Origin of the sequence: Limnohabitans sp. Rim11 (assembly GCF_001269365.1) — a bacterium.
Taxonomy (GTDB): Bacteria; Pseudomonadota; Gammaproteobacteria; order Burkholderiales; family Burkholderiaceae_C; genus Limnohabitans_A.
Genome location: NZ_CXOM01000001.1, coordinates 292,280 through 318,901 on the forward strand (window position 1 = coordinate 292,280; position 26,622 = coordinate 318,901).

At 52.9% G+C, this 26,622-nt stretch carries 7 protein-coding genes; 4 read left to right on the forward strand and 3 right to left on the reverse strand.

Features of this window, described 5'->3' with window-relative positions; all coding sequences use genetic code 11:
• The first annotated feature begins 60 nt into the window (after positions 1-60).
• On the forward strand, positions 61-2,202 hold the full coding sequence (locus AMM03_RS01475) for a prolyl oligopeptidase family serine peptidase (protein ID WP_090128701.1): 2,142 nt from the start codon (positions 61-63) through the stop codon (positions 2,200-2,202).
• 81 nt (positions 2,203-2,283) lie between these two features.
• Here the strand turns inward: AMM03_RS01475 and AMM03_RS01480 are convergent, their stop codons facing one another.
• A complete protein-coding gene (locus AMM03_RS01480; protein ID WP_194942717.1) occupies positions 2,284-4,542 on the reverse strand; it encodes a TonB-dependent receptor plug domain-containing protein in 2,259 nt (752 codons plus the stop codon).
• Positions 4,543-4,765: 223 nt separating this feature from the next.
• Here AMM03_RS01480 and AMM03_RS01485 point away from each other — a divergent pair, with 223 nt between their 5' ends.
• Together AMM03_RS01485 and AMM03_RS01490 are read left to right on the forward strand one after the other, a co-directional pair.
• The gene (locus AMM03_RS01485) at positions 4,766-6,967 is read left to right on the forward strand and encodes a prolyl oligopeptidase family serine peptidase (RefSeq protein ID WP_090128703.1); all 2,202 of its coding nucleotides are present in this window, start codon (positions 4,766-4,768) and stop codon (positions 6,965-6,967) included.
• Positions 6,968-6,977: 10 nt separating this feature from the next.
• Positions 6,978-7,367 (forward strand): hypothetical protein, encoded by a 390-nt coding sequence (locus AMM03_RS01490; protein ID WP_090128704.1) that lies wholly within the window; start codon positions 6,978-6,980, stop codon positions 7,365-7,367.
• 1 nt (position 7,368) lies between these two features.
• Here AMM03_RS01490 and AMM03_RS01495 read toward each other — a convergent pair whose 3' ends face one another.
• Entirely contained in the window at positions 7,369-8,268 is a 900-nt protein-coding gene (locus AMM03_RS01495) for a diacylglycerol/lipid kinase family protein (RefSeq protein ID WP_090128705.1), read from the reverse strand.
• A 221-nt stretch (positions 8,269-8,489) separates the two neighbouring features.
• Between AMM03_RS01495 and AMM03_RS01500 the strand changes: the two genes are divergently transcribed.
• Positions 8,490-11,150 (forward strand): zinc-dependent metalloprotease, encoded by a 2,661-nt coding sequence (locus AMM03_RS01500; protein WP_090128706.1) that lies wholly within the window; start codon positions 8,490-8,492, stop codon positions 11,148-11,150.
• Positions 11,151-11,157: 7 nt separating this feature from the next.
• Here AMM03_RS01500 and AMM03_RS01505 read toward each other — a convergent pair whose 3' ends face one another.
• Positions 11,158-26,619, reverse strand: coding sequence for an Ig-like domain-containing protein (locus tag AMM03_RS01505; protein WP_090128707.1), 15,462 nt, complete (start codon positions 26,617-26,619; stop codon positions 11,158-11,160).
• Positions 26,620-26,622 lie beyond the last annotated feature (3 nt).

Sequence of the window (26,622 nt, forward strand, 5' to 3'; positions counted from 1 at the left end):
TTTTTGAACACGTAGTAAAGTCATCGATATGATGTTTGCTGGTGTATGGAGAAGCCCCTTATGAAACTCAATGTGCTTTCTTTTGGCTTGCGACTTAGCCTTGGCGCTGCGGCCTTGGCGTGTTCTTTTTTTGTGAATGCTCAATCTATGAATCAAATCACCAACGACCCCAATTTGTGGCTTGAAGAAGTGCAGGGCGACAAAGCGCTGGCGTGGGTGCGTGAGCGCAATGCCATGTCTACGGCACAAATTCAGGCGCATCCTGTGTTTGAAGACAATCGCACCAAAGTACGTGCGGTGCTGGACAACCGTGATCAAATTCCTGGGGTCTCCCGCAGAGGCGACTACTTTTACAACTTCTGGCGCGACGCAAGCAATCCACGAGGTCTGTTGCGTCGAACCACTTTGGACGAATACCGCAAAGCACAACCTCAATGGGACGTCTTGCTTGACTTGGATGTCTTGGCCAAAGCCGAAGGTGAAAACTGGGTGTGGGGTGGCTCTAATTGCTTAGCCCCTGATTACAAGCGCTGTTTAATTTCATTGTCGCGTGGTGGTGCCGATGCCAAGGTGACGCGCGAGTTTGACATAGCCAAGCGCGAGTTCGTGAAGGATGGTTTTAATTTGCCAGAGGCCAAGTCACAGGTGGCTTGGTTGGACATCAACACTTTGTATGTCGGGACAGATTTTGGTCTAGGCAGCATGACCAAGAGTGGCTACACGCGCATCATCAAACTTTGGAAGCGTGGCACTCCCTTGAGCGAGGCAAACCAAGTGTTTGAGGGCCTAGAGGCGGACGTGTCGACGTTTATCAATGTTGATCAAACCCCGGGCTATCAGCGCGTTACTGTTGGTCGCGCAACAGATTTTTACAACACAGAAATCAATTTGCTGGTGAAGGGTCAATGGGTCAAGATTGACAAGCCCAGCGATGCGACGCTGTCTTGGCAGCGCGATTGGGCATTTTTGTTGCTCAAGAGTGATTTGAAAGTGGCATCGACCACTTACAAAAGTGGCAGTTTATTGGCCATCAAGTTCGATGCGCTCATGAAGGGTGAGCGCAGCTACCAAGTGTTGTTTGAGCCCACAGCCACACGCTCCTTGGCGCGAAGTGGACCCAGTACCACTCGAGACTATTTGCTGCTCAATATTCTGGACAACGTCGCTGGCCGCATCGAAGAGTTAAGGGCTGTGGGCAACACCTGGCAGCGACGCGAAGTGAAAGCACCTTCGCCTGGCACCTTGAATGCAATTGGTTTGCACGATCCTTTTGTCAAGGACGACCCGCTGGCCAATCACTACACCTTGTCATATGTCGACTTTCTAACGCCTGCCAGTCTTTACTTGGGCAAAGCCGGCAGTGACGAGCGTGAGCTTCTCAAAAGTAACCCCAGCTTCTTTGACAAAGCAGGCATGCGAACTGAACAGCGCTTCGCCACTTCCAAAGATGGCACCAAGGTGCCGTATTTTGTGGTCTATCCAAAAAATGCAAAAACAGATGGCACCAACCCCACTATGCTGTACGGCTATGGCGGCTTTCAAGTTTCAACGCCACCGTATTACAGCGGCGGCTGGGGCACCACTTGGTATGAGCGCGGTGGCGTGTTTGTGGTTGCCAACATTCGAGGGGGTGGTGAGTTTGGCCCAACGTGGCATCAGAGTGCCATCAAGCAGAACAAGCAAAAAAGTTATGATGACTTCGCCGCGGTGGCGGAAGATTTAATCAAAGTCGGAATTACCAAGCCACAACACCTTGGCATCATGGGTGGCAGCAATGGAGGCTTATTGGTCGGTGCGGTCATGTTGCAACGACCTGAATTGTTTGGCGCTGTGGTTTGCAGCGTGCCTTTGCTAGATATGCAGCGCTATCACAAGCTGTTGGCGGGCAACAGTTGGATGGCTGAGTATGGCAACCCAGATAAGCCCGAAGAATGGGCTTATATCAGCCAGTACAGTCCTTATCAAAACGTGAAGAAGGGGGTGAAGTACCCCAAGGTGTTGTTTGCAACTTCAACACGCGACGACCGAGTTCATCCTGGACACGCACGAAAAATGGCGGCTCGAATGATTGATCAGGGTCATGATGTTCTTTATTTCGAGAACACAGAAGGCGGTCATGGCGGCGCAGCCAACAATGAACAGCGTGCTAATTTGGTGGCGCTAGAAAATACCTTTTTGTGGGTGAGTTTGGGTGGGAAGTGAGTTTGTGCTGAAGGCAGAAAGTGTTTTTTCAAATCAAACAATGTTGATCTGACCCCAAATAATTCAAAGGGCCTTTTTACATTAAAGCCTGATATCCATCGTCAAATTGAGTTGCGGTTTTTCGTACCGCGACACCCTCGAATAGTCGCCATTGGACAGCATCGTCAGCGTAGTTAAGTTTGGAGGGCCAAATTGCTGAGTGCCAGCTCTGGCTGCAGCCCTCAAGGACACCGTAGGGCTCAAGAACATCATGGCAAACACATCAATGCTGCGAGCCTTTGATCGCTTGAAAAGTTGCTCAGTGGTCTGGCGCGTGTCATAGGAAGGTGTGTAGCTAAAGTTGCCTCCCACGTTCAGGGGCAAGCCACTGATGCGTTGATCAAAGCCTAAGTTGGTCGACCAGGGTTGCTGGCCATCCAAACGATTGTCAGGTCCAGCCAGAGCCTTCAGATTCGAATGATAGATGCTGAGAGAGGCTCGCAAGTTAAGTGCCTTGGCATGGCTTAACAACTGCGGCATTAACTCTGAAGCTCGGCCGCGTAATTCAAACTCTATACCTCGTGTCACGGCGTCTGAAAAGTTTTGTGGCTCGGTCACCCAGCGCGGGGCACTCGCCCAATCGACACTTCTGAGCGAGGTGACGTTTCTCACCACGTTTGTCAGGTTTCTCTGAAACACTCCGACACTGAAAATACCCTCGTTGGTGAGGTAGTTCTCGTAAGCGATGTCGAGGCCTGTGGCCAATTCAGGCACAAGATTGGGGTTGCCAATGCGGTCAGGGGAAAGGGCGGTATTGGTGAGGCTGATGTTGGTAAAGCCGCCATTGATTTGGGGCCGCGCCAACAGCGCGTTGAGGCCGGGTGCTTTGTAGCTTCGCGTCAGACTGGCTCGCACCATGTCACGACTTTTGGGGTCAAACTTGTAGGTGACATGGGCCAGTGGCGACAAAACACTGCTGGCGTTGCTGACCGGGTAGGAGACGTTTTCACTTTCAGAGGCAATGCGCTCATTGCGCAGGCCTAAGTAAAGTTGCCATTGAGGAGAAATCTCCCACTCATCTTGAATGTAGATGGCTTGTCGACGGACTTGTGCTTCAAACGCTTGCCCTTCAAAAGCTGGCAGGAGGGCGTTGCCAGCACTGTCCGTAGTGCTTCTGCGTTCTGTTCTGTTCTTGCTTTCAAGATCCCAACCCGCGGTCAGGGTGTGTTCTGTGCCCAGCAAGTGACTGTATTTGCCCGATTGGGTGACGGACTGTTCTTCGTTGCCGCCAACACTCCGCAAATAAACAGAATTGGTGAGAATGTTGCGCGCATCGTAGGTAGAGCGAGACTGTTGCAGACCTAGCTTGATCTCAATGCGCTGATCTTCACTGAATCGGTTGATCCAGGTCAGGTTGCCTCGACGATTTTCCCAATAACCGTTTTGAATGGTGTCGTCATCAAACACAGGACTGCCATTGAGGGCCCGATTGACGTTGTCCGTTCTGTAATTCCAAAAACCTTTTTGGAAAAACGTGGCGATGGCCAATGTCTGCTCATCGCTGAATTTGTAATTCAAGCGTGGCGAGACGTTGTAACCCCATCCGTGAGAGAGGGCACTTGCCAATTGTTCAGACGTGGCGCTTTGGCCATCCATCCCAGGCATTTGGCGTTCCGTCGCAGTTTTAATTTGACGATTCCACTCAAAAATAGAAACCGGCAAAGACATGCTCAGGGGTCCATTGGACTCGCTGATTGAGTAATTGAGGTTGGCAACAGGACGCTCATAGCCCTTTGCAACACCGATGCGCAAATTACTTTGAGCGCGCCGTGACGTCTCTTTCAAAATGATGTTGATCGACCCCGCTACAGCTTGCGCGCTTTGATCGGCTGTGGGCGCACGAATGACTTCGATGCGTTCAATTTGTGAGGGGCTGAGTTGGTCTAAGTTAAAGCCCTGCGGGGCTGGATCGCCATTGATCAAGATTTGGGTGTAACCAGCGCCAAGCCCGCGCATGCGAGGGCCGCCCGAGTCCACATTGACACCCGGCAGTCGGCGCATCACATCCAGCGCGTTGGTATCGCCATAGCGGTCAAGTTCTTCGCGGCCATAAATTTGTTTGGCCACACTGGCTGCTCGTCTCAGTTCAGTCGAACCTTGGCGCGCCACAATTTCGACGCTTTGGATGGCACTGGGCTGTGCATTGGAGCTGGTCTCAGATTGCCCACCCACACCGGCATCTTGTGCAAAGACGCCCATTTGTGCACACAGCAAAGCAATACCCGTGAGTTTGGCTACGGGGTTCTTATGAAAAAGGGGTGTGGCTCGATGGCATGCACCGTAAATTGATGGGCTGTTCATGGGGCCTTGCATGGGAAGATGATTTGAAAGCACTGGCCGTGCTCTGCACTTAGGATTGAACTCTAGGCCAATTAGACCAAAAAAATGACGATTCATTGAAATACTAGAGGATCTCTGGATTCTTCAATGTTTGGCGTAAGACTTAGGTTAACAAGTACGAGGCTTTCCCATCTAATGGCGGGAAGTTATCATGCCAAGCAATTTGAAGTGGGCAGGATAGAAAATGATCAAAACGATATTTAACGCAGTGTTGCTAGGTCTTTGGGGGCTTAGCCATTGGGCTGTGAGTGCTCAACCCGTCGCTTTTAAATTTGCGGGTGTGGATGTGCCACCTCCCTTGGCTGCCCAAATTGTTCAAGACACCTATTGGGGTGTCAAAGTTGACGACCCTTACCGATTTTTGGAGCAAGTTAAAGATCCTGCCGTTGTGACTTGGATGAAAGCACAGGCCGAGGCGACAGAAACAATTCTGCAGCGTATTCCGGGTCGACTCTCAATTTTGAGCGCCTTGAAAGAAAAGGAATTGGTCGCTGGCACCCTCATTTCTTCCATTTACAGAACCAAAGACAATCGCTGGTTTTATTTGAAACGGGCTCAAGGTCAGTCGCAAGCTAAATTGGTGTGGCGTGATGGCTTGAATGGTGACGAAAAAATCTTGGTTGATCCAGAACAAATCACCAAAGAAAAAGGCAAGCCGCACGCCATTCAAAGTTTTCATCCATCGCCGGATGGCAAGCTGATTGCCTACGGGCTGCATGCATCCGGTGCAGAAATTGGCAGCATGTACCTCCTTGATGTGGTCACTGGGCAAGAAGTTTTACCCCCCATCGATCGGGTTCGATTTGCAGGGGCAAGCTGGCGCGAAAACGGACAGGGCTTGTTTTTCTCTCGCCTTCGGCCTGGTTATGAGGGGATGAAGTCGACAGAGCGGTTTGCGGATACGGGACGCTATTACCTGGATTTGAAAAACCCCAATCCAGAACTTCGTGTTTTTAGTGTCTCTCAATATCCCGAACTTAAGCTGCCCAGCTTCGCGACCGGTTCTGTTGCAGAAATAAAGGGGACATCACTTGCAGGAATGGTTATCAATTTTGGTGTTGACCGCCGCTTGGCCATGTATGTGGCTGACCTCGATCAGGTTTTAACGGGTCAAGCCAAATGGAAAGAGGTGTTCAACCAATCTGCAAATGTGCGAGAGCTTGATATCGGTCAGGGTCATTTGTATTTAAGAAGCGCACTCAATGCGCCACGATTCAAAGTTCTCAAACTGAAATTATCCGATTTGGACATGGCAAAAGCAGAAACGCTGCTGCCTGAATCAGAGGGTGTCTTAAGAACCATCACAGCCACGCAAGATGCTTTGTATGTGACGCGCCGAGAGGGTGTGAACACGTCATTGCTGCGCTTGTCGCAGGGCAGTCCTGCTGTTCTAGAAAAATTGTCGCTGCCTTTAGAAGGCAATGTGAGTGTGTCGGGCAGTGTGGATCACAAGGACTTGGTGGTGGCTGTTAGCAGTTGGACGCAGCCCTTAAGACGTTATGTTGTGTCCGGTGATAACGCGCAATTGACTCGCTTAAATTTAGCGCCCCCAGTAGAGCCTGTTCAGAAAGTAGAAGTGGTGGCCAAGGAAGTTATGGTGCCTAGCCACGATGGCGTCAAAGTACCCGTGTCCATCATCATGCGAAAAGATACAGTATTGAATGGACAAAACCCCACCATCCTTTATGGCTACGGTGCCTATGGCACCACGGAGGAGCCCGGTCGCAGCAATGGCGTGATGACTTGGGTGGAGCGCGGCGGTATTTATGTTTTTGCACACGTCAGGGGCGGTGGCGCATTGGGAAGTCAGTGGCATGAAGCTGGCCAAAAAACGACCAAGTTCAACACTTGGAAAGATGGCATTGCCGTCGCCGAGTGGCTGGTGGCCAATGCTTACACCCGTCCTTCCAAGTTGGGAATTTATGGCGGCAGTGCTGGGGGCATTTTTGTAGGCAGAGCCATGACAGAGCGGCCTGATCTGTTTGCTGCTGCAGTCCCTTCAGTGCCAGTGCTAGACATGGTGCGCTCAGAGCAGCGAGCCAATGGGGTGGCCAATATTCCTGAATATGGCACAGTGAAAGTCGAGCCTGAGTTTCAAGCTTTGCTGCGTAACAGTTCTTACCATGCCATTCAAAATGGCATTCGATACCCTGCAACCATGCTGATGCATGGCGTGAACGATTCGCGCGTCGATGTTTGGCAGAGTTTGAAGTTTGCGTCACGCCTGGCCGATGCCCAAAAGGGACAACAAGCCGTTTTATTGCGATTGGATTACGAAGCTGGGCATGGCTCGGGTTCTAGCGCCAACCAAGCCAATCAAAGAACCGCAGACCTACAAGCCTTTATGTTGTGGCAAATGGGTGTGCCGGAATTTCAGCCTCAATAAGGTCCTCAAGATGTTGCGTGCTTTAAAAGGCGTCTTTCGAATTGTGCTCTTGATGGCGCTGATCAGTCTCACGGCTTGCGCTAGCAATACCCGCAGCATGGCGGACAGTATCAGTCCTCATGCCGAAAAATTCAATGATCCTGCATGCCAACGGTCGTTTGAATTGGCCGCACTCCATGACGATATCAAGCTCACCAGAACCATCGCCACTCCTGCGTTGTTGCTCCTGACGGGTGGCTCTTATTTGTTGCCACTGATTGGCGCCAACATGGGCCTAGATGCCCTAGACCACGTGGATGCATCCCATGTGTCTCAAGTTTGTGGAGGCTTTGCCACGCCTTCCAAAAATATCCTAGAAAAAGTATTCATCGGCGCTGGCTTTGGTGTCTTAAAAAAGTAAATTAAACCCGGATAGCTTTCAATGCCCCAGGCAGTACTTGAATGATGAGTTCTTGTGCGTGGCCAAGTGTTTCGCCATCAGCTGCAATCGGGAGTTCTTCCGTGCTGTTGATGTTGGCCTGACTAAATGCTTTGCATTGAATGCGCGCATGCCCCAAGTGCTTGCCAATCAGCAATCTGGGAAGCATCAGCAAAGTTTGTGCGCGATTGAATTGCCCCGCCAGCAGCAAATTTAACTGACCATCGTCGATGCGTGCATGTGGCACGGCGGGCATGCCCCCGCCGTAGGTTGATGTGTTAAGACTCGAGCCTAAAAGGCAAATCCCTTCATAGAAAAAATGTTGATCTAAGTGAACGCTCAGGTGCCAGTTCTTGAGATGAAACAGCTCTCTCAATGTGGCTACAAGATATCGGGGTAAGCCCGTTAATAATTTGGGACCTGCTAGCGCTCTGTTACCGACAGAGGCATCAAAGCCAATGGCTAGGCTTGAGTGAAAAAAATAGGTTTGACCGTTTGCCAATTGAACTTTGCCCATGTCGGTGGTTTTGGGCGCTGCTGTCAAAGCAAACTCCATTGCTTTTTGCCATTTGAAAGTGTGCAGGCCCCAAGACCGGGCGCAATCATTGCCACTGCCGTAAGGTACCAAGCCCACCTCAAAATCGCGGTTAACTAACCCAGGCAGCATTTGATTCAAAGTGCCATCGCCACCCACTATGACCACCCTAGAAGGGGAAGGCAATTGTTTCAAAAGGGTCAAGGCTTCCGAGATGGTCTCTGGCATGACCACGGCGGCGTGTTGTGCAAGGGCAGTGTGTGATTGGCACCAAGCCACCACTTGTGGGTAAAGCTTGCGTGCACGTCCCCCTGCTGCGTGAGGATTGACCAAAATAATTGCCGTCATGGCTAGATTTTGCGGCTTTCAAGGCGGGTTTCAGGCACGGACAAACCCTGCGCCCTTGCAGCACATGAGCCCCATCGGAATTTTGTGGATGTCTTCTTGATAGTTTGTGTCACTGAAGTAGTTCGCTGTTCAACGTTTGATCGAACTTGGTAATAACCCGAATACTGAGATCTTTAGAATGATAGGGATTCAATGACCACCTGTTTTAGGGAAGACGCACGATGAGCTTCAAAACACCATCTTTCAAACTTGCTCCTCTGTCCGCTGCTTGCTTAAGCGCATGGCTTTTGTCTGTTGCCCATGCACAAACCCCGACTGCTCCTACTGCGGCCCCTGCCAATGCAGCGCCCAGTGCAGCCCCAGGTGCGGCAACTGCCCCTGCAGCACCGCCAGCTGCCCCTGGTGCATTGCGACCTATGAAAGATTTCCTGAAGGACTCGAAGGCCACAACGGGCTACTTCACCTTGCATCAAAAAGACGACAAGGTCTGGCTTGAAATTTTGCCCAGCCAATTAGAAAAGCCATTTTTCTTTAGCTACAACATTCCGCGTTCTGTGGGCGAGCGTGGTTTGTACGGCAGCCAAATGGGTGGTTCCAAGTTGGTTGAATTTAAAAAGATTGGCAACCAAATTCAGCTGATTGCGAAGAACACGCAATTTTTTGCCAAAGAAGGAACGCCTCAAGCGCAGTTTGTGGCTGAATCTTTTTCTGACAGCTTAATGAGCAGCGCCGCAGTGCTGACGCAGCCGCACCCCGAAACCAAATCGATCTTGATTGAAGCCAACAGCCTTTTGTTTTCAGATATTCCTGGCTATCAAACACGCTTGGAAGCTGCATTTCGCATGCCATTTGGCTTAGATACTCGCAACACTTCTTTCTCAGCGATTAAAAACGCCAGCACACTAACGGGTTTGGAGGTGAGGGCGCATTTCTCTGTGCCCAGAATTGCTGCACCCCCCATGACACCCTCACCCGTGCCAACGCCACCGCCGCCAAGCGCTACACCCGATCCGCGCAGCATGTTTGTGTCGTTTTATTACAGTTTTATGCCTTTGCCTGATCCGATGCAGGCTCGCGTGGCCGACGAGCGTGTGGGTTTTTTCACGGTACCCCGCACCGACTACACCACCGATTTGAACGTCAAACCCAAATCGCATTTGGTGAAGCGCTGGCGCTTAGAAAAGAAAGAGCCAGCGGCAGTGGTTTCCGAACCCAAAGAGCCCATTGTGTATTGGCTAGACAAAAACATTCCAGAGAAATACCGTGCGACAGTTGCGCAGGGTGTTCTGGAATGGAACAAAGCGTTTGAAAAAGCCGGCTTCAAAAACGCATTGGTGGTCAAGCAGCAACAGGCTACTGACGACTTCAACAACATGGATGCTAAGCATGCGTCTGTCAGGTGGTTCACTGGTGCCGATGTTGGCTTTGCCATTGGCCCTTCGCATGCCGATCCTCGCACTGGCGAAATATTAGATGCCGACATTGGCATGTCTGATGTCTTTACGCGTGGCGCTCGAAGAGCCGTCATTGAAGACTTGGGCCGCGTCCGTGGCGCAGATGGAGAAATGTGTGAGCATGCGGCAGATGCCGCGGAAGAGTTGCACTACGCCTTGGATTTGTTGGAGGCCCGCGGCTTAGAACTCGATAGCCCAGAGGCTGATGCCTTGGCCAAAGCCTACCTGAAGGATGTGATCATGCACGAAGTGGGTCATACCATCGGCTTGCGTCACAATTTCCGTGCTTCCACCATTTATGACTTGAAGAAAATTCAAGATCCTAATTTCACCAAACAAAATGGTGTGGCTTCCTCGGTCATGGACTACAACCCCTACAACATTTCACCCAAGGGTGAAAAACAAGGTGAGTATGTGATGTCCACTTTGGGCGCATACGACTATTGGGCGGTCGAGTTTGGTTACAAACAATTCGCTGCCGGTCAAGAAGAGCAGGGCCTCGCACAAATATTGTCCAAGGCCGGCCAGCCTGAGTTGCAATACGATTCCGACGAAGACGCAGGCTACGGCAACATGGGCGGTGTCGATCCACTGGTCAATCGATTTGACTTGGGCTCAGATCCTTTGGCCTATTACAAACTTCGCATGAAGTTGTCTCGCGAATTGTGGGACCGTTTGCAAAACATGAATTTGGCAACCGGTGAAAGCTACGAGCGCCTGACGCGAAGCTTCCGCAGTGGCTTCAATCAACTCAACCGCGTTGCCCCCTTGGCTGCCAAATACATTGGCGGTGTGCACATTCGGCGCGAACGTGCCGGTAGCAAGAACGCAGTGTTTGAGCCAGTTGGCGCAGCCAAGCAAAAAGAAGCATTGGCTTTGATTACCAAAGATTTCTTTGGCACAGACAGCTTTAAATTTAAACCTGAGTTCATTGCACGTTTGGCAACTGATCGTTTCGAAAGAACGCAAGCAGATGGCAGCATGCAGACCTCTGTGGCGCGTTTGGTAGCCGGTGTTCAAAAAGAAATTTTGGATCATGTTTACTCACCTGCTGTGGCTACTCGCTTAGCAGAAGTGGGCATGAAGGTAAACGATCCCAAAGAAACGCTTGGTTTGTCTGAAGTCTATGACGCCTTGCAAGATGCTATTTGGGCGGAAGCCAAAACAGGCCAAGAAACCAGCTTGATGCGTCGCAATTTGCAGCGCGAACAACTGCGGCGTATGACTGATGTGTTGGTGAAGCCTGCCGGGCCATGGCCTGCAGATGCGCGCAGCATCTTGCGTGAAAATGCACGCCAGTTGGTCAATGCCTTAGAGAAGGCTTTGGCCAAACCGGGCTTGTCTAAAACTACGCGCGCCCATTACGCAGACGCACTCGATGCCCTCAATGTCACCTTGAAAGCCTCGTTACAACGCGCAGCGCCTTGAGCTTGTTTTAAAGAGTGCTGCTGCGCTGAATGTCTGTTTGCACCAACAACATGGCCGGTGCACCACTGGTGGCGGTGTAAACGCTGTAATAGATGCCGGCACTGTCCATCACCTCACCGGTGGTGTTCAGGGTCCAGCCGGTGGTGCTCACCTTGTCATCGCCGCTGCCGGTCACGGCCACTTGGTGGTAGTTCATCAGCGTTGAATTGATGCCCGTTGAACTGTAGGTTGTTTTATTCCAGCCGCCTGCGCCCTGGCTGTTCAGGGCGCTTAAGTTGGCCCAGTTGCTGCCCGCCATGTCGAGTACATCGGCTACACGGATGGTCAATTGGTTGGCGCCAGTGTTGGTGAGCAAATCAATGCGTTCAATGCTGTTGATTCGGCTGCTGCCTTCAATGTTGCCAACGGATGAATTGCCGATCAACGACAGATTCAAATTAAGGGTGCCCGTGCCGCCCAAGCGCAAGGTGTCAATGGCCCCACCCCCATCGATCTTGGCCAATTGAGTCGTGTTGCCACCTGCGCCAAAATTACTTTGAAGTGCCGTGATGGTGGTTTGATTCAATACAAAGGTGTCTTTGCCCATGCCGCCCAACAGTACGTCAGCACCGTTGGAGGTGAAGGTGTCGATGCCCGTGCCAGCGGAGTAGCTGCCGCCCGCCAATGTTTGCGCGCCGGTAGAGGTGAGGGTGTCGTTGGCGCTGGTGCCTGTGTTGTCAACCGCAGTGCCGGCTGCAAACGCGCCCGTCTTGCTGCCAAAGATAATGTAGGAGCGACCTGTTAGAACATTGCTGTGCGCTGCATCGTACCCATGTGCACCCACAATCAAATCGGCCAAGCCATCTCCGTTGACATCGCCCGCAGCGCCCACCGAATAACCACTCAAATCTTGGGCACCTTGCCCAATGATGGCAAAGCCGCCAATGTTGTTGCCAACGTCCGTTAAGTTAACTTGCGTGGTGCTGGATTTGCCGTACACCACAAAACTGTGGCCGGTGTTAACGCCACCACTTTCGGATTTAAAGGGTGCACCCAAAATAATGTCTGCCAAGCCGTCGCCATTGATGTCGCCAGCGCTGCTGACGCTGTGACCGCTTTGTTCGTCAGCGGTATTGGACACAATGGCAAAACCACCTACACCTGCAGCAACTTGAGCTAAGTCGATGGTGGCATTGGCGGTGTTTCTGCCAAAGACAACATAGGTTTTGCCGCTGTATGGATTGGCATTGGCCGAGCCACCAATGACGGCGCCAATGATGATGTCACCCAAGCCATCGCCATTGATGTCGCCACCACTGCTCACCGAAACGCCGCTGAAATCAGAGATGTTTTCGCCCTTGATTGCAAAACCACCCACGTTGTTCTTGATGTTTTCAAGGTCAACAGCCACGTTGCCTGTTTTGCCCAACACCACATAGGTCATGCCCGCATTGGTACCGGCCGTGTCGTTGAAATAGGCGCTAACCAGCATGTCTGCTTTGCCATCACCGTTGAAGTCGCCCGCACTGCTGACCGAGGTGCCACTTTCTTCGCCGGCTTGCCAACCCGAAATGACAAAGCCTGGCACTGTGCCGCCCACATTCCCTAGCGAGATGGTTTGCAAGGCGGATAAAGCCGAGCTGCCATACACCACATAGGTATTACCGGTGTTGCCCACCAATCCGCTGACGGTTTGAAAGTGCGCACTGATGATCATGTCGATCCAGCCGTCACCGTTCACGTCACCTGCGCTACTCACTGAAAAACCTGCCGTATCAAAGGTGCTGGTGATGCTAAGCGCATCAGGCGTTGTGGCCAAAGTCGAGATGTCCTTTTGGTATTCCGCCAAGCTGCCTGTCGTTGAATTCGCTTTTCCGTAGACCAAGAAGGCGCCGCCTGGATTGGTGCTGGCGGCATCTTGTGGCATGCCAATTAACAGATCGGCCAGACCATCGTTGTTCATGTCGCCCACACCTGCCACCGAGAAGCCCAACCAGCCTTTGTTGACGCTGTAGGTGTAATAGTGACCATTGACCTGGCCTGTGCCGCTGTAACCCTTGGGCACCAGGCTGGTGTTCAGTCCACCTTCATACAGCACGACACCACCACCTTGTGTGCGCAAGGCGGTGTCGGTAAAGGTGTTGAGCGGTGCGCCCATCACCACGTCGCCATAACCATCGCCGTTGAAGTCGCCGGCCAAGCTGACCGCAAAACCAAAGTACGAACCCGTGTTGGGTGCCTCAATGGCATAGCCGCCAATGTTGTTGGCAATGTCGTCCAAGTAGATGGCGTTTTTGAAGGTGTTGACGTTGAGGGTGGGGGAGGTGCCGGCAACGCCTGCATTGTTTTTGGCATCTGTGTAGCTGCCAGCTGGCACGGTAATGCTGGCAGCAACCAAAGGTGTGTCTGCAAAGGGTGTGTAAACAGCTGTGCGCGTCAGACCCGTTCCAGAAATAGCACTGAGCGTGCCCTGTGTCACCACCACATCGCCGGTGGTACCATTCCATGCAAAACTGCTGCCAGGGTCTTCACTGAAGGTGAAGGTGATGTTGGCGGTTTGACCCATGCCTAAGGTCGACACGTATGAGGTGATGCTCACAGTCGGCACAACAGTGTCGTAGTTGATTGAGATGACCCCGCTGGCCGACCCCAGATTGGCCGCTGCATCTTGGTAGCTGTTGTTTTTGACCGAGACTGTGCTTGTGCCATAAGTAACATTGGCTGGCGGCGTGAAAATAAAGCCCCTCGTAACGCCCACTTGTTGGCTGGGGTTAGGGACCAAAGTACCCGCGCCAGTAAAAGTTAAATCGCCAATGCTGCCATCCCAAGAGAAGCTGGTTCCTGGGTCTTCACTGAAGGTGAAATAAACCGGTGTGGTTTGGTTTGCAATCAAGTTGTTACTGCCTGCATAACCTGAAACAGTGGGTGTACGTGTGTCAATGCTGAGGCTGGGCGTGGTACCCGCCGTGCCCAAATTGCCTACGGTGTCCTGATAGCTGAGTGCCGTGACGGTGATGCTGGCATTGCCACTGGCCAAATTGGCGGTGGGTGTAAACACTGCGGTACGTGTGAGCCCTGTGCCGCTGATGGCACCCAGTGTGCCACCCGTCACGGCCACATCGCCCGTTGTGCCATTCCATGCAAAACTGGTGCCGGGGTCTTCACTGAAGGTGAAGGTGATGTTGGCGGTACCGCCCGCTTTGACGGCAGAGACATTGGACGTAATGGCCACAGACGGCGCCACCATGTCAATGCTGATGGCAGGTGATGTGCCTGCGCTGCCATTGTTACCCGGCAAGTCTTGGTAGCTATTGGCCGTCACCGTGATGCTGGCATTGCTGCTGGCTGTGTTGGCTGTTGGTGTAAATGTAGCAGTCCGTGTCAGTCCAGTACCGCTAATCGCGCCCAATGTGCCGCCTAAAACACTGATGTCACCTGTTGAGCCATCCCACACAAATGTACTGCTCGGGTCTTCAGTGAAGGTGAAGGTGATGATGGCAGTTTCGCCTGTTTTCAAACTTAATTTGTTGCTTGTAATGGTGACAGTGGGGGGTGTTGTATCAACCTTTGCACCCGCGTTGATCAGACCTGAAAAAAGCGGGCTGGCAGGGTTTCCCGAGCGGTCTTGAATGGTTGCACCATTCAATGCCAATGAATTGGCCACAAGGCTTACGCCATCGGTATCTGTTTGACCTGGTAAAACTGTGTAGAGAAACCTTTTTCGAAGTTCATCTGTGTCAGTCGTAAAGCTGGCCTTGACAATAGTACTGCCAATGAGCAAATCAACTGTAGGCAAGCCATTGCTTGTATCAACCATGGCACGTTCTGGGTAAAAAAGATACACGACAATTTCTGCACCCGCCTTGACTGTATTCGTGTTGTTGTTGGGTAACTGTACAGAAGAGATGCTCAGTCCCAAGGTGTCAATTGAAATACCGGGTGTGCTGCCCAGTGTGCCTGCATTGCCGGCGACATCGCTGTAGCTGCCTGCAGTTACTGCAATGCTGGCATTGCCGCTGGCCAAATTGGCGGTGGGTGTGAAGATGCCGGTACGTGTGAGTCCCGTGCCACTGATGGCACTCAAGGTGCCGTTACTGAGCGTAATGTCGCCAGCGCTGCCATCCCATACAAAGGTACTACCTGGATCTTCAGAAAACGAGAACGTGATGTTGGCCGTTTGGCCGATCAACAAGTTTGATTTGTTACTCGAAATGCTCACCGTGGGGGCGGTGGTGTCTACTTTGTAGGCGGCGTTATCTGCGCGTGCAATGGCGCTGAGAACGGCATTGTTGCCTGCGCTGTCTTTGATGGAACCGCCATTCAGTAGCAAGGCATTGACGGCATAGCTCAAACCATTCGCATCGTTCTCACCTGCTACAACGGTGTAGTTGAACAGCAAGTCGGTGGTGCCAGAGCCGGAAACATATGTGGCCGAGTTGCTGGCGCCGCCAATGTTCAAAACCACCTTGGGCTGATCACCTGTGGCATTGACGGTCACAGCTTCACTGAAGGTGGCTGTGATTTGCACCACATCACCTGCATTCAAAATGTTGCTCACGATGCCGCTGGCGCCAGTGATGTTCATGCTGGTGAGGGTGGGCACGCCCGTGTCGATGGACACACTGGCACTGCTGCCGACTTGGCCTGGGTTGCCAGCCAAGTCGGTGTAGACAGCTGAGGCCGTGGACACGACGCCGGCTACTGTGCTGCCAGCTGTGGGCGTGAAAGTGGCAGTGCTGACATAGTTGGCGCCACTGAGCACAAAGGGGCTGAGGGCGCCGAGGGTGCCGCCAGTGACGGTTAAATCGCCTGCAGTGCCATTCCACGTGAAGCTGGTGCCTGTTTTGTCGTTGGCTGTGACGGTGAGGGTGGCCGTTTCGCCTGCTTTTAGCGAAGCCACGTTGAAAGCCAGCGACACGGATGGGGCGAGCGTGTCGACCATGTAAGCGCTGTTGCTGCTCACTGCGACTGAGGTGGGTGTTGATGTGTTGCCAGCGGCATCCGTCAGAACAGCGCCATTCAAGCTCAAAGCATTCAGTGCAATGGCAATGCCATCGGCATCGTTTTGCCCTGATGCAATGGTGGTTGTGAACAACAGCGTGTTGCTACCTGCGCCCGACAGATAGGTTGCCTGCACGGTGCTGCTTCCTACCAGCAAGGCAAGCGTGGGTGAGCCGCTCGCAAGATTCAAGTTGACGACTTCGTCAAAGCTGACGCTGACGGTGGCAGTGTCACCTTCGTTCAGATACGCGTTGAGAATGCCCGTTGAACTGCTGAGTGCAATGCTTGAAATGGTGGGTGCCAGTGTGTCAAGGGTGAGGCTGGGTGTGCCGCCTGCGCTGCCGTTGTTGCCAGCAGCATCTTGGTAAGCACCTGCGCTGACAGAAATACTCGCGGTGCCTGAGTTCACGCCAGGTGTGGGGGTGAATACCGCGGTGCGCGTACCGCCTGTGCCCGAGATGGCGCTCAAGGTGCCATTGCTGAGTGTCACATCACCCGTGGTGCCATTCCACACAAATGTGTTGCCCGGATCTTCGCTGAAGGTGAAAGTGATGTTGGCTGTTTCGCCCACTTTCACTTGGCTCACATTGGACGTGATGCTCAAAAATGGTGACGTGGTGTCAACGGTGAAATTGCTGTTGTCAGCTGTTGCTGGCACGCTGAGCGTGGTGGTGTTGGTGCGCGGGTCTTTTAATGTGCTGCCGTTCAAGGATAGCGAATCGGCATTCAGGGCAATGCCATTGGCATCGGTCTGACCGGCAAGAATGGTGTAGGTGAAGAGCAAATCGGCGGTGCCTGCGCCAGACACATAGGTGGCATTGACCGTGCTACCGCCAATTTGTAAAGCTACCGTGGGTGAGCCCGAGGTGGTGTTGAGTGTTTGTGCTTCAGAAAAATGCGCGGTGACAGTGACCACATCGCCTGCGTTGAGTGCGTTGTTTTGCACGCCCACAGCACTCGTAATTTGCACATTCATCAAAGTGGCAGGGGTGGTGTTCACTACCAAACTGCCCAGCGAATTGCCCACGCCCAAATTGCCTGCGCTGTCCGTGAACAAATCGTTGTTGACCGTAATGCTGGCACTGCCGCCCGTCAGACCTTGTGTTGGCAAAAATGTGGCGGTGCGGGTGAGGCCTGTGCCGCTAATAGCGGACAAGGTGCCGTTGACCAATGTCACATCGCCGGCACTGCCGTTCCATGTGAAAGTGCTGCCAGGGTCTTCACTGAAGGTGAAGGTGATGAGCGCTGTTTCGCCACTTAAGAAAGTGCTGCGACTGCTGCTGACGCTCACTAAGGTTGGCGCTGTGGTGTCGACCAAATAATTGGCATTGTCGGCCGCGGCTACAAAGGTCAGCGTGGGTGTGTTGCCTGCTGTGTCAGTGAGGACTTTGCCGTTTAAGCTGAGGCTGTTGGCATTGATGGCAATGCCGTTGACATCTGTTTGGCCATTGAGAATGGTGTAGTTGAAAACGAGTTGAGAGGTGCCAGCGCCCGAAAAATATAGTGCGCTGACCACGGTGCTGCCAATGGTGAGATTGATGCTTGGGGTGCCAACGTTGGCATCCAAGAATACAGCCTCTGTGAAATTGACAGCCACCGACACCACGTCGCCTGAGTTTAATAAATTATTTTGAATGCCCGTGGCACTGAGCAAGGCCACGCTTGCAACAGTGGTGGTGCTTGTGTTGACGCTGATGTCAGCCGATTTGTCGGTGACGCCCGCCGATGCTTCTTGACCGATGTTGCCAGCGGCGTCGGTGTAGCTGTTGAGTGAAATAGCCACATTCGCGGTGCCTGCACTCACACCAGACGTGGGCGTTAGAAGTGCGGTGCGCGTCAGCGGATTGTCGGTGGTGCTGAGCGCACCCAAGGTGCCGCCTGTGACGACCAAGTCACCGCTGGTGCCGTCCCAAACAAAGCTAGTGCCAGGGTCTTCACTGAAGGTGAAGGTGATGGTGGCAGTTTGACCAGAGATTAAAGCGCTGGTGCTACTGGTGACTGTTGCTGTGGGGCGAGTAGTGTCCACCAAATACTTGCTGTTGTCGGCCACAGCCAATGATGCGATGCTGCTGTTGTTGCCCGAAGCATCTTGCAAAGTGCCACCATTGAGCGCGAGTGCATTCACGCCAATGGCCACGCCATTGCTGTCGTTGTGGCCGCTGGCTACCGTGGCCGTAAACACCAACGCATTGCTACCAGAGCCGGATATGTATGTGGCTTGAACCGCAGTGCCACCCACATTGATTGACAAGGTGGGCGTGCCGCCAGTTGTATTGACTGTGATCACATCATTGAAGGTAACAGTCGCACTCAAGGTGTCGCTGGCATTCAAATTGTTGACAGTGGCATCAGACGCGCTCACTAAGCCACCTGTTGAACTGGTCAAGGCTAAGCTAGAGATGGTGGGTGCAAGGGTGTCCAAATTGAGCGTGGGTGTTGTGCCTGCTACACCATTGTTGCCTGCCGTGTCTTGGTAGCTGTTGCCCACGACGGTGATGCTGGCCGTGCCACTGCCTTGGTTAGCAGCGGGTGTGAATACGGCTGAGCGCGTCAGACCTGTGCCGCTGATGGCGCCCAGGCTGCCGCCAGCTATTGCCACATCACCTGTCGTGCCATCCCAAGCAAAGCTGGCGCCTGGGTCTTCAGAAAACGTGAAGGTGATGTTGGCGGTATCGCTTGAAGTCAAGCTGGATTTGTCAGATGTGATGACCACGCTGGGTGCCGTGGTGTCGACCAAATAGTTGGCGTTGCTGCTGACAGCGACAGACGTGATGCTGCTGGTGTTGCCATTGGCATCTTTGAGAGTGGCGCCATTCAATGTGAGTGCATTGGCGGGCAGGGCGACGCCATCTAAATCGGTTTGTCCACTGACGATGGTGGTGGTGAATACCAAGGCATTGGTGCCTGAACCCGATACATAGGTGGCTTGCACAGTGCTAGCGCCCACAAGCAAGGCCAAGGTAGGCGATCCACCATCGGTATTGACCGTGATCGCATCGTTAAAGGTGGCCGTGAAATTCAAGGTGTCGCCCGCGTTCAAGCTGTTGTTGAGGGCGCCCGTTGAACCGCTCAATGCCACGCTGCTGACCATCGGTGCCAGGGTGTCTATGCTGATAATGGGCGTTGTGCCAGCTGTGCCCAGATTGCCAGCCACGTCGGTGTAGCTTAAATTCGCCACAGTGATGCTGGCCGAGCCATTTGCTAAGTTGGTGTCTGGGGTGAAGGTGCTGCGGCGCACATTGCCAAAGCCTGTGAGTGCGCTCAGGGTGCCGCCGGTCACGGTTACATCTGCCAACGTAAAACTGGTGTCTGGATCTTCTGTGAACGTAAAGCAAATAAGACTGGTTTCGCCTGCTTTTAAAATGGATACCGAGGAGGTGATGACCACGCCGGGTGCTGTGGTGTCTACTGGGTACAAGATGTTGTCGGCCACGCTGGCATTGCCCAAGGTCAGGCTGTTGCCGGGTACGCTTTTTAACGTGCTGCCGTTGAGGGTGATGGCCGCCGATGGAATCGAGATGCCATTGGCATCGTCTTGCCCTGCCAAGATGGTGTAGCTGAACACAAAGTCGGTGCTACCACTGCCAGACACATAAGCAGCCTGTACCAGCGTGCTGCCAATCATCAAATTCAAAGTGGGTGAGCCCCCTGTGGCATTGAGCACAATGGCTTCACTAAAGACCACGTTGCCAAAAATCACGTCACCTGCATTGAGCAAGTTGCTGACAGCACCCGTGGCGCTGCTCAGGCCCACTTGACTGACGGTGGGCGCCGCCGTTGAATAGGTGAGCAATGGCGTGCTACCCGCGCCACCTGTGTTGCCTGCGGTATCGGCGTAGGTGCCAGCGTTGATGGCAATACTGGCGGTGCCTGCAGCTACATTGTTGGTGGGCGTGAACGTGGCTGTGCGCGTTAATCCATTGCCGCTGATGTTGCCCAAAGTGCCGCCGCTAACAAGCACATCACCTGCATTAGAGGCCCAGACAAAACTGCTGCCTGGGTCTTCAGTGAATGTGAAAGTGATGGCCGCTGTTTCTCCCGTTTTTAAAGCGCTGACATCTGATGTGATGCTGACGGTAGGCGCTGTGGTATCGACCAAATATAGCGGGTTGTTGGCCACGACGTTGGATGTGATGACGCTGGTGTTGCCAGCGCTGTCTTTTAGGGTGGCGCCATTCAAGGTGAGGGCGTTCAAAGCAATGGCCACGCCATCGGTATCGTTTTGCCCACTGGCAATGGTCGTGCTAAATACCAGCGCTGTGGTGCCAGAGCCCGACACATAGGTGGCTTGGACCGTGCTGCTGCCAATGACCAAAGCCAAAGTGGGCGAGCCTGCCGTGGTGTTGAGCGTGACGGCTTCACTGAACGTCACGGTAGCGCTCAGGGTGTCGGTGTCATTCAGCAGTTTGACGCTTGCATCAAGGGGGCTGGCCACACCACCTGTGGCGCTGCTCAAGGCCAAACTTGCAAGGCTGGGTACCGCAGTGTCTATCGACAGACTGGAGAAAGCGCCGGCGCTGCCGTTGTTGCCGGCCTCGTCTTGGTAGCTGTTGGCTGTGACGGTGATGCTGCCGGTGCCGCTGGTCAGATTGGCTGTGGGCGTGAACACCGCAGTGCGTGTGAGGTCTGTTCCACTGATAGCGCCCAATGAGCCGCCTGTGACAACAATGTCTCCCGAGCTGCCATCCCAAGCCAAGCTTGTGCCTGGGTCTTCAGAAAATGTGAACGTGATGTTGGCAGTCTCGCCCGCTTTGAGTGCCGCCACGTTGCTTGCAATACTGACTGTAGGCTTCAGCGTGTCGATGCTAATGCTTGGAGAAAGACCTGCACTGCCTGTATTGCCTGCGCTGTCGGTGTAACTTAAATTGCTGACCGTGATGTTGGCACTGCCGCTGGCTAGGTTGGCAGTGGGTGTGAACACTGCAGTGCGTGTCAGTCCCGTACCGCTGACGGCGCTCAAGGTGCCGCCGCTGACTGCAAGGTCGCCAGTAGAGCCATTCCAAGCAAAGCTGGCACCTGGGTCTTCAGAAAATGTGAAGGTGATGTTGGCCGTTTCGCCCGCATTGAGTGCCGCTACATCGCTGGCAATACTGACCGTAGGCGCTATGGTGTCAATTGAAATAGCGGGTGTGACTCCGGCACTGCCTAAATTACCCGCACTGTCGGTATAACTTGAATGGTTGACGGTAATGCTGGCGGTACCGCTGGTTAAACTTGCTGTGGGCGTGAAGACTGCAGTGCGTGTGAGGCCCGTGCCACTGATGGCGTCCAGGGAGCCACCCGTGACAACCAGGTCACCCGAGCTGCCATCCCAAGCAAAGCTGGCGCCTGGATCTTCAGAAAATGTGAAGGTGATGTTGGCAGTTTGCCCAGCTTTGAGTGCCGCCAAGTTGCTGGTAATGTTGACGGTAGGCGCTAAGGTGTCAATCGAAATAACAGGTGTGATGCCCGCACTGCCTGAATTACCCGCACTGTCGGCATAACTTGAATTGGGCACAGTGATGTTGGCAGTTCCGCTGGCCAAACCCGCTGTGGGCGTGAAGACTGCAGTGCGTGTGAGGCCTGTGCCACTGATAGCGCTTAACGAGCCACCGGTGACAACAAGGTCACCCGAGTTGCCATCCCACGAAAAGCTAGTACTTGGATCTTCAGAAAAAGTGAAGGTGATGTTGGCAGTCTCACCGACTTTGAGTGCAGCCACATTGCTGCTAATGCTCACTGTCGGTGCAATGGTGTCGATGGCAATGCTAGGCGAGACACCCGAGCTTCCGGCGTTGCCAGCCGTATCGGTGTAACTTAAATCAGTGACGGTGATACTTGCGCTGCCGCTAGCCAGATTGGCCGTGGGTGTGAAGACCGCAGTGCGTGTAAGGCCCATTCCACTGATGGCGCTCAAAGTGCCACCCGTGACCAGAAGATCACCGGAGCTGCCGTTCCAGGCGAAGCTTGTTCCTGGATTTTCAGAAAATGTGAACGTGATGTTGGCAGTCTCGCCCGCTTTGAGTACCGCCACGTTGCTGGCAATGCTGACGGTAGGCGCTAAGGTGTCAATCGAAATGATGGGTGTGGTACCTGCACTGCCTGAGTTGCCTGCGGTATCGGTGTAACTTAAATTGGCCACCGTAATGCTGGCACTGCCGCTGGCAAGGTTGGCAGTAGGTGTAAAAAGAGCAGTGCGTGTGAGGCCAGTACCGCTGATAGCGCCTAGGGTGCCGCCAGCAATCACAAGATCGCCCGAGCTTCCGTCCCAAGCGAAGCTGGTTCCAGGATCTTCAGAGAATGTGAAAGTGATATTGGCAGTCTCGCCTGCCTTCAGTGCATTTGTACTGGCGGTGATGGCCACTGTAGGCGTTAGCATGTCGATGCTGATACTTGGCGTAACACCAGCAGAGCCATTGTTGCCAGCTGCATCTTGATAGCTATTGGCTGTAACTGTGATGCTGGCACTGCCGCTGGCCAGACCAGAGGTAGGTGTGAACACAGCTGTCCGTGTCAAACCAGTTCCACTCAGAGCGCTTAAGGTGCCGCCAGTGACAAGCACGTCCCCCGAGTTGCCATCCCAAACGAAGCTTGAGCCTGTCTCTTCCGAAAGGGTGAAGGTGATGTTGGCAGTCTCACCCGCTTTGAGCGAGGCCACGTTGGAGGCAATGCTGATACTTGGTGCGGTGGTGTCTACTTTGTAACCCAAATTGTCGGTGCTGACTACGCTGGTAGGCAAATCTGTGGTGTTGCCGCGGGGGTCATTGAGTGTGCTCCCATTGAGTTGCAGTGCATTGACGGTGATGGCAATGCCGTTGGTGTCTGTTTGACCGGCTAAGACCGTATAACTAAAGACTAAATCTGCGGTGCCAGCCCCAGACACATAAGTGGCCGAAACCTGGGTGCTGCCAATCTGCAACGCAAGCGTTGGCGTGCCGCCTGTGAGGCTCAGTGTTTGCGCTTCAGAAAAGTGCGCAGTCACGTTCACGGTGTCGCCTTCGTTGAGCGTGCTATTTTGCAAACCTACCGCGCTGGTGATTTGCATCGACATGAGCGTGACAGGGGTGGTGTTGATCACCAGGCCCGTGAGGGTGTTGCCAATCCCTAAGTTACCGGCCAAGTCGGTGAACACATCATTGTTAACGGTAAGACTTGCATTGGCACCCGATAAACCTTGGGTGGGATAGAAAGTGGCCGTTCTTGTAAGTCCTGTGCCGCTGATTGCGGTGAGGGTACCTTCCACCAAGGTCACATCACCGGCGGTTCCGTTCCAGGAGAAGGTACTGCCTGGGTCTTCGCTGAAAGCGAAAGTGATTGTGGCGGTTTGACCGCTTAAGAATGTACTCTGGTTGGATGTAATGTTCACCAAGGTAGGCGCTGTGGTGTCTACCAAAAAATTGACGTTGTCGGCTACAGCGTTGAACGTATTCACTACGGTATTGCCAGCCGTATCTTTTATAGTTCTGCCATTCAAGTTGAAGGTGGGGCTGCCCATGCTATTGGCCACAATTGAAATACCGTTGAGATCTGTTTGAGCCGCTAGCACGGTGTAGTTAAACACCAGTGCCGTGGTGCCAGAGCCAGATGCATACAGAGCATTAACTTCGGTGCCGCCAATGTTCAATTTGAGGCTGGGCGTGCCAGCGCCCACGTTCAGGTTGACCAGTTCGCTGAAGGTTGCGGTCACATAAACCACATCGCCAGCATTGAGCAAGTTGTTTTGGATATTGTCTGCACTGGTGATTGCTAAGGACGACAAGCTTGCGGGTATGGTATTGACATTAATGTTGGCCGATTTATCGGTAATGCCTGCTACGGCTTCTTGCCCTAAGTTGCCTGCTGTATCGGTGTAGCTGTTTAAGGTGACGGCCACGTTGGCCGTGCCGCCACTCACACCAGTGGTCGGCGTCAAGATGGCAGTACGCGTTAGGGGGTTGCCAGTGGTGCTGAGGGCGCCTAAGGTGCCACCACTGACCAGCAAATCTCCCGTGGTGCCGTTCCAGACAAATGAGTTGCCAGGATCTTCGCTGAAGGTGAAGGTGATGGTGGCTGTTTGGTTAGAAATTAAAGTGGCGGTGTCAGATGTGACGGCCACTGTGGGGCGTGTAGTGTCCACCAAATACTTGGCATTGTCTGCCACTGCAGACGAGGTGATGGTGGCGTTGTTGCCATTGGCGTCTTTGAGTGTGGCACCGTTCAAGCTAAGCGCGTTGAACGCAATGGCTACACCGTTGCTGTCGTTTTGCAAAGCAGCCACGGTAGTTGTAAACACCAAGGCGTTGGTGTCGGAGCCTGATACATAAGTGGCCTGAACCGTTCTGCCGCCAATGTCCAACGCCAAAGTGGGGGAACCATTTGTGGTGTTAACAGTCAGCACATCGTCAAAGGTGACGGTGGCAGTCAGTGTGTCTGAATCGTTCAGATTGTTAACTGTGGTCTCAGTGAAGCTGACAATGCCGCCTGTTGAACTTGTCAGGGCCAAGCTAGAAATAGCGGGTGCCAAGGTATCAATGTTAATAATGGGTGTTGTTCCTGCACTTCCAGTATTGCCAGCGTCATCGGTGTAAGCTAAATTGGTAATCGTGATGTTTGCACTACCGCTTGCGAGATTGGCTGTCGGAGTAAACACTGCTGTTCGCGTCAGACTTGCGCCGTGGATGGCGCTCAAGGTGCCACCCATCACAACTAAATCACCCGTTGATCCGTCCCATGCAAAGCTGGTTCCTGGATCCTCTGAGAATGTGAAAGTTATATTTGCAGTCTCGCCGACTTTGAGCGTATTAACACTGCTGGTAATGCTCAAGGTTGGCGCGGTGGTGTCCACCAAATAATTGGCGTTGTCGACCACTGCACTGAAGGTGTTGACAGTCGTGTTACCCGCGGTGTCGGTGAGAGTCCTGCCGTTCAGGTTGAAGGTGGGGCTGCCAACGCTACTTGCAACAATAGAAATACCGTTGATATCGGTTTGAGCCGCCAGTACGGTGTAGGTAAAAACCAATGATGTAGTGCCAGAGCCCGATGCATACAGTGCGTTGACTTCGGTGCCGCCAATGTTCAGTTTAAGGCTGGGCGTACCATCATCGTCCACGTTCAAGTTGACCAGTTCGCTATAGGTGGCAGTCACATAAACTACATCGCCTGCATTCAGCAAGTTGTTTTGAATGTTGTCAGCTCGGGTGATGGCCAAGGATGCCAAACTTGCTGGCAGGGTATTGACTGTGATGTTGGTCGATTGGTCGGTGATACCCGCTAAGGCTTCTAGCCCTAGGTTGCCTGCTGCATCGGTGTAGCTGTTCAAATTCACTGCCACGTTGGCCGTGCCTGCATTCACACCATTAGCCGGTGTCAAGATAGCTGTGCGCGTTAGAGGGTTGCCTGTGGTGCTAAGGGCGCCTAAGGTGCCACCACTGACCACTAAATCTCCCGAGCTGCCATCCCAAACAAATGAGCTGCCAGGATCTTCGCTAAAGGTGAAAGTGATGGTGGCTGTTTGCCCTGAAATTAATGTAGGTGTGTCAGAAGTAATTGCTACTGTGGGGCGAGTGGTGTCAACCAAATAATTGGCATTGTCTGCCACTGCAGCCGAAGTGATATTGACGTTGTTACCATTGGCATCTTTGAGTGTGCCGCCGTTGAGGTTGAGCGCATTGAGCCCAATGCCAACACCAGTGTTGTCGTTTTGCCCGTTCGCGATGGTGGTTGCAAAGACTAAGGTGTTGCTGCCAGAGCCAGACACATAGGTGGCTTGAACAGTGCTGGTGCCAATAAGCAATGACAAGGTGGGTGAACCCAAACTTGTATTTAGAAAAACAGCTTCATTGAATGTGACAGAGACAAAAAGACCATCGTCTGCATTGAGCCAATGAATGTTTGCATCAATCAAGCTAGATAAAGAGCCTGTAGCCCTTGTTATTTCAGAGCTGGTAATAGTTGCCAGGCTGGCTGTGACCGGCGTGCTTCCTTTTCCGCCGGTAAACACTGGAATTGCAATGGCAGTTGCTGCAATTTCCCCAAGTCCTAAAGTGGTCGGCACTGCTGCCGTAGCGCTAGGGATGAGGCCGATGAACGAGCCTGGGTTGTACAAAGCCACTTTGCAATCAAGGGCGGAATCACCTTCTGTCCATGGCAAACTCTCGGTCACTTCAAAAGTTTCAGGTGGATAGTGCGAGATCACTTGAACTTCATTGCACGACTCGTTCTCGAGTCGGTAGACAGCTGAATTTTCGACAGGCGTCAGTGAAGCTACAAAATAATCTTGAATCTCGATGACCGGCTCATCATCCAAAAAAATCTTCAGATTTTTGTTGTTTCTAATAAGTCGTTGGCCTTTTTGGTGAACACCTGTTTCAATGTTCACTAATTTGTATTGCGCTCCCAATTCTGCTTTGACAGCCAAGGGTGCATTGATCAGATTGAAGCCCAATACGGGGTCGACCAAGTTGGCCAATCGAATCGTTTTGACGGTGCCGTCAAGCAAGGCTGTTTGGAGTTGGAGCGCAGTTAAATTCATGAC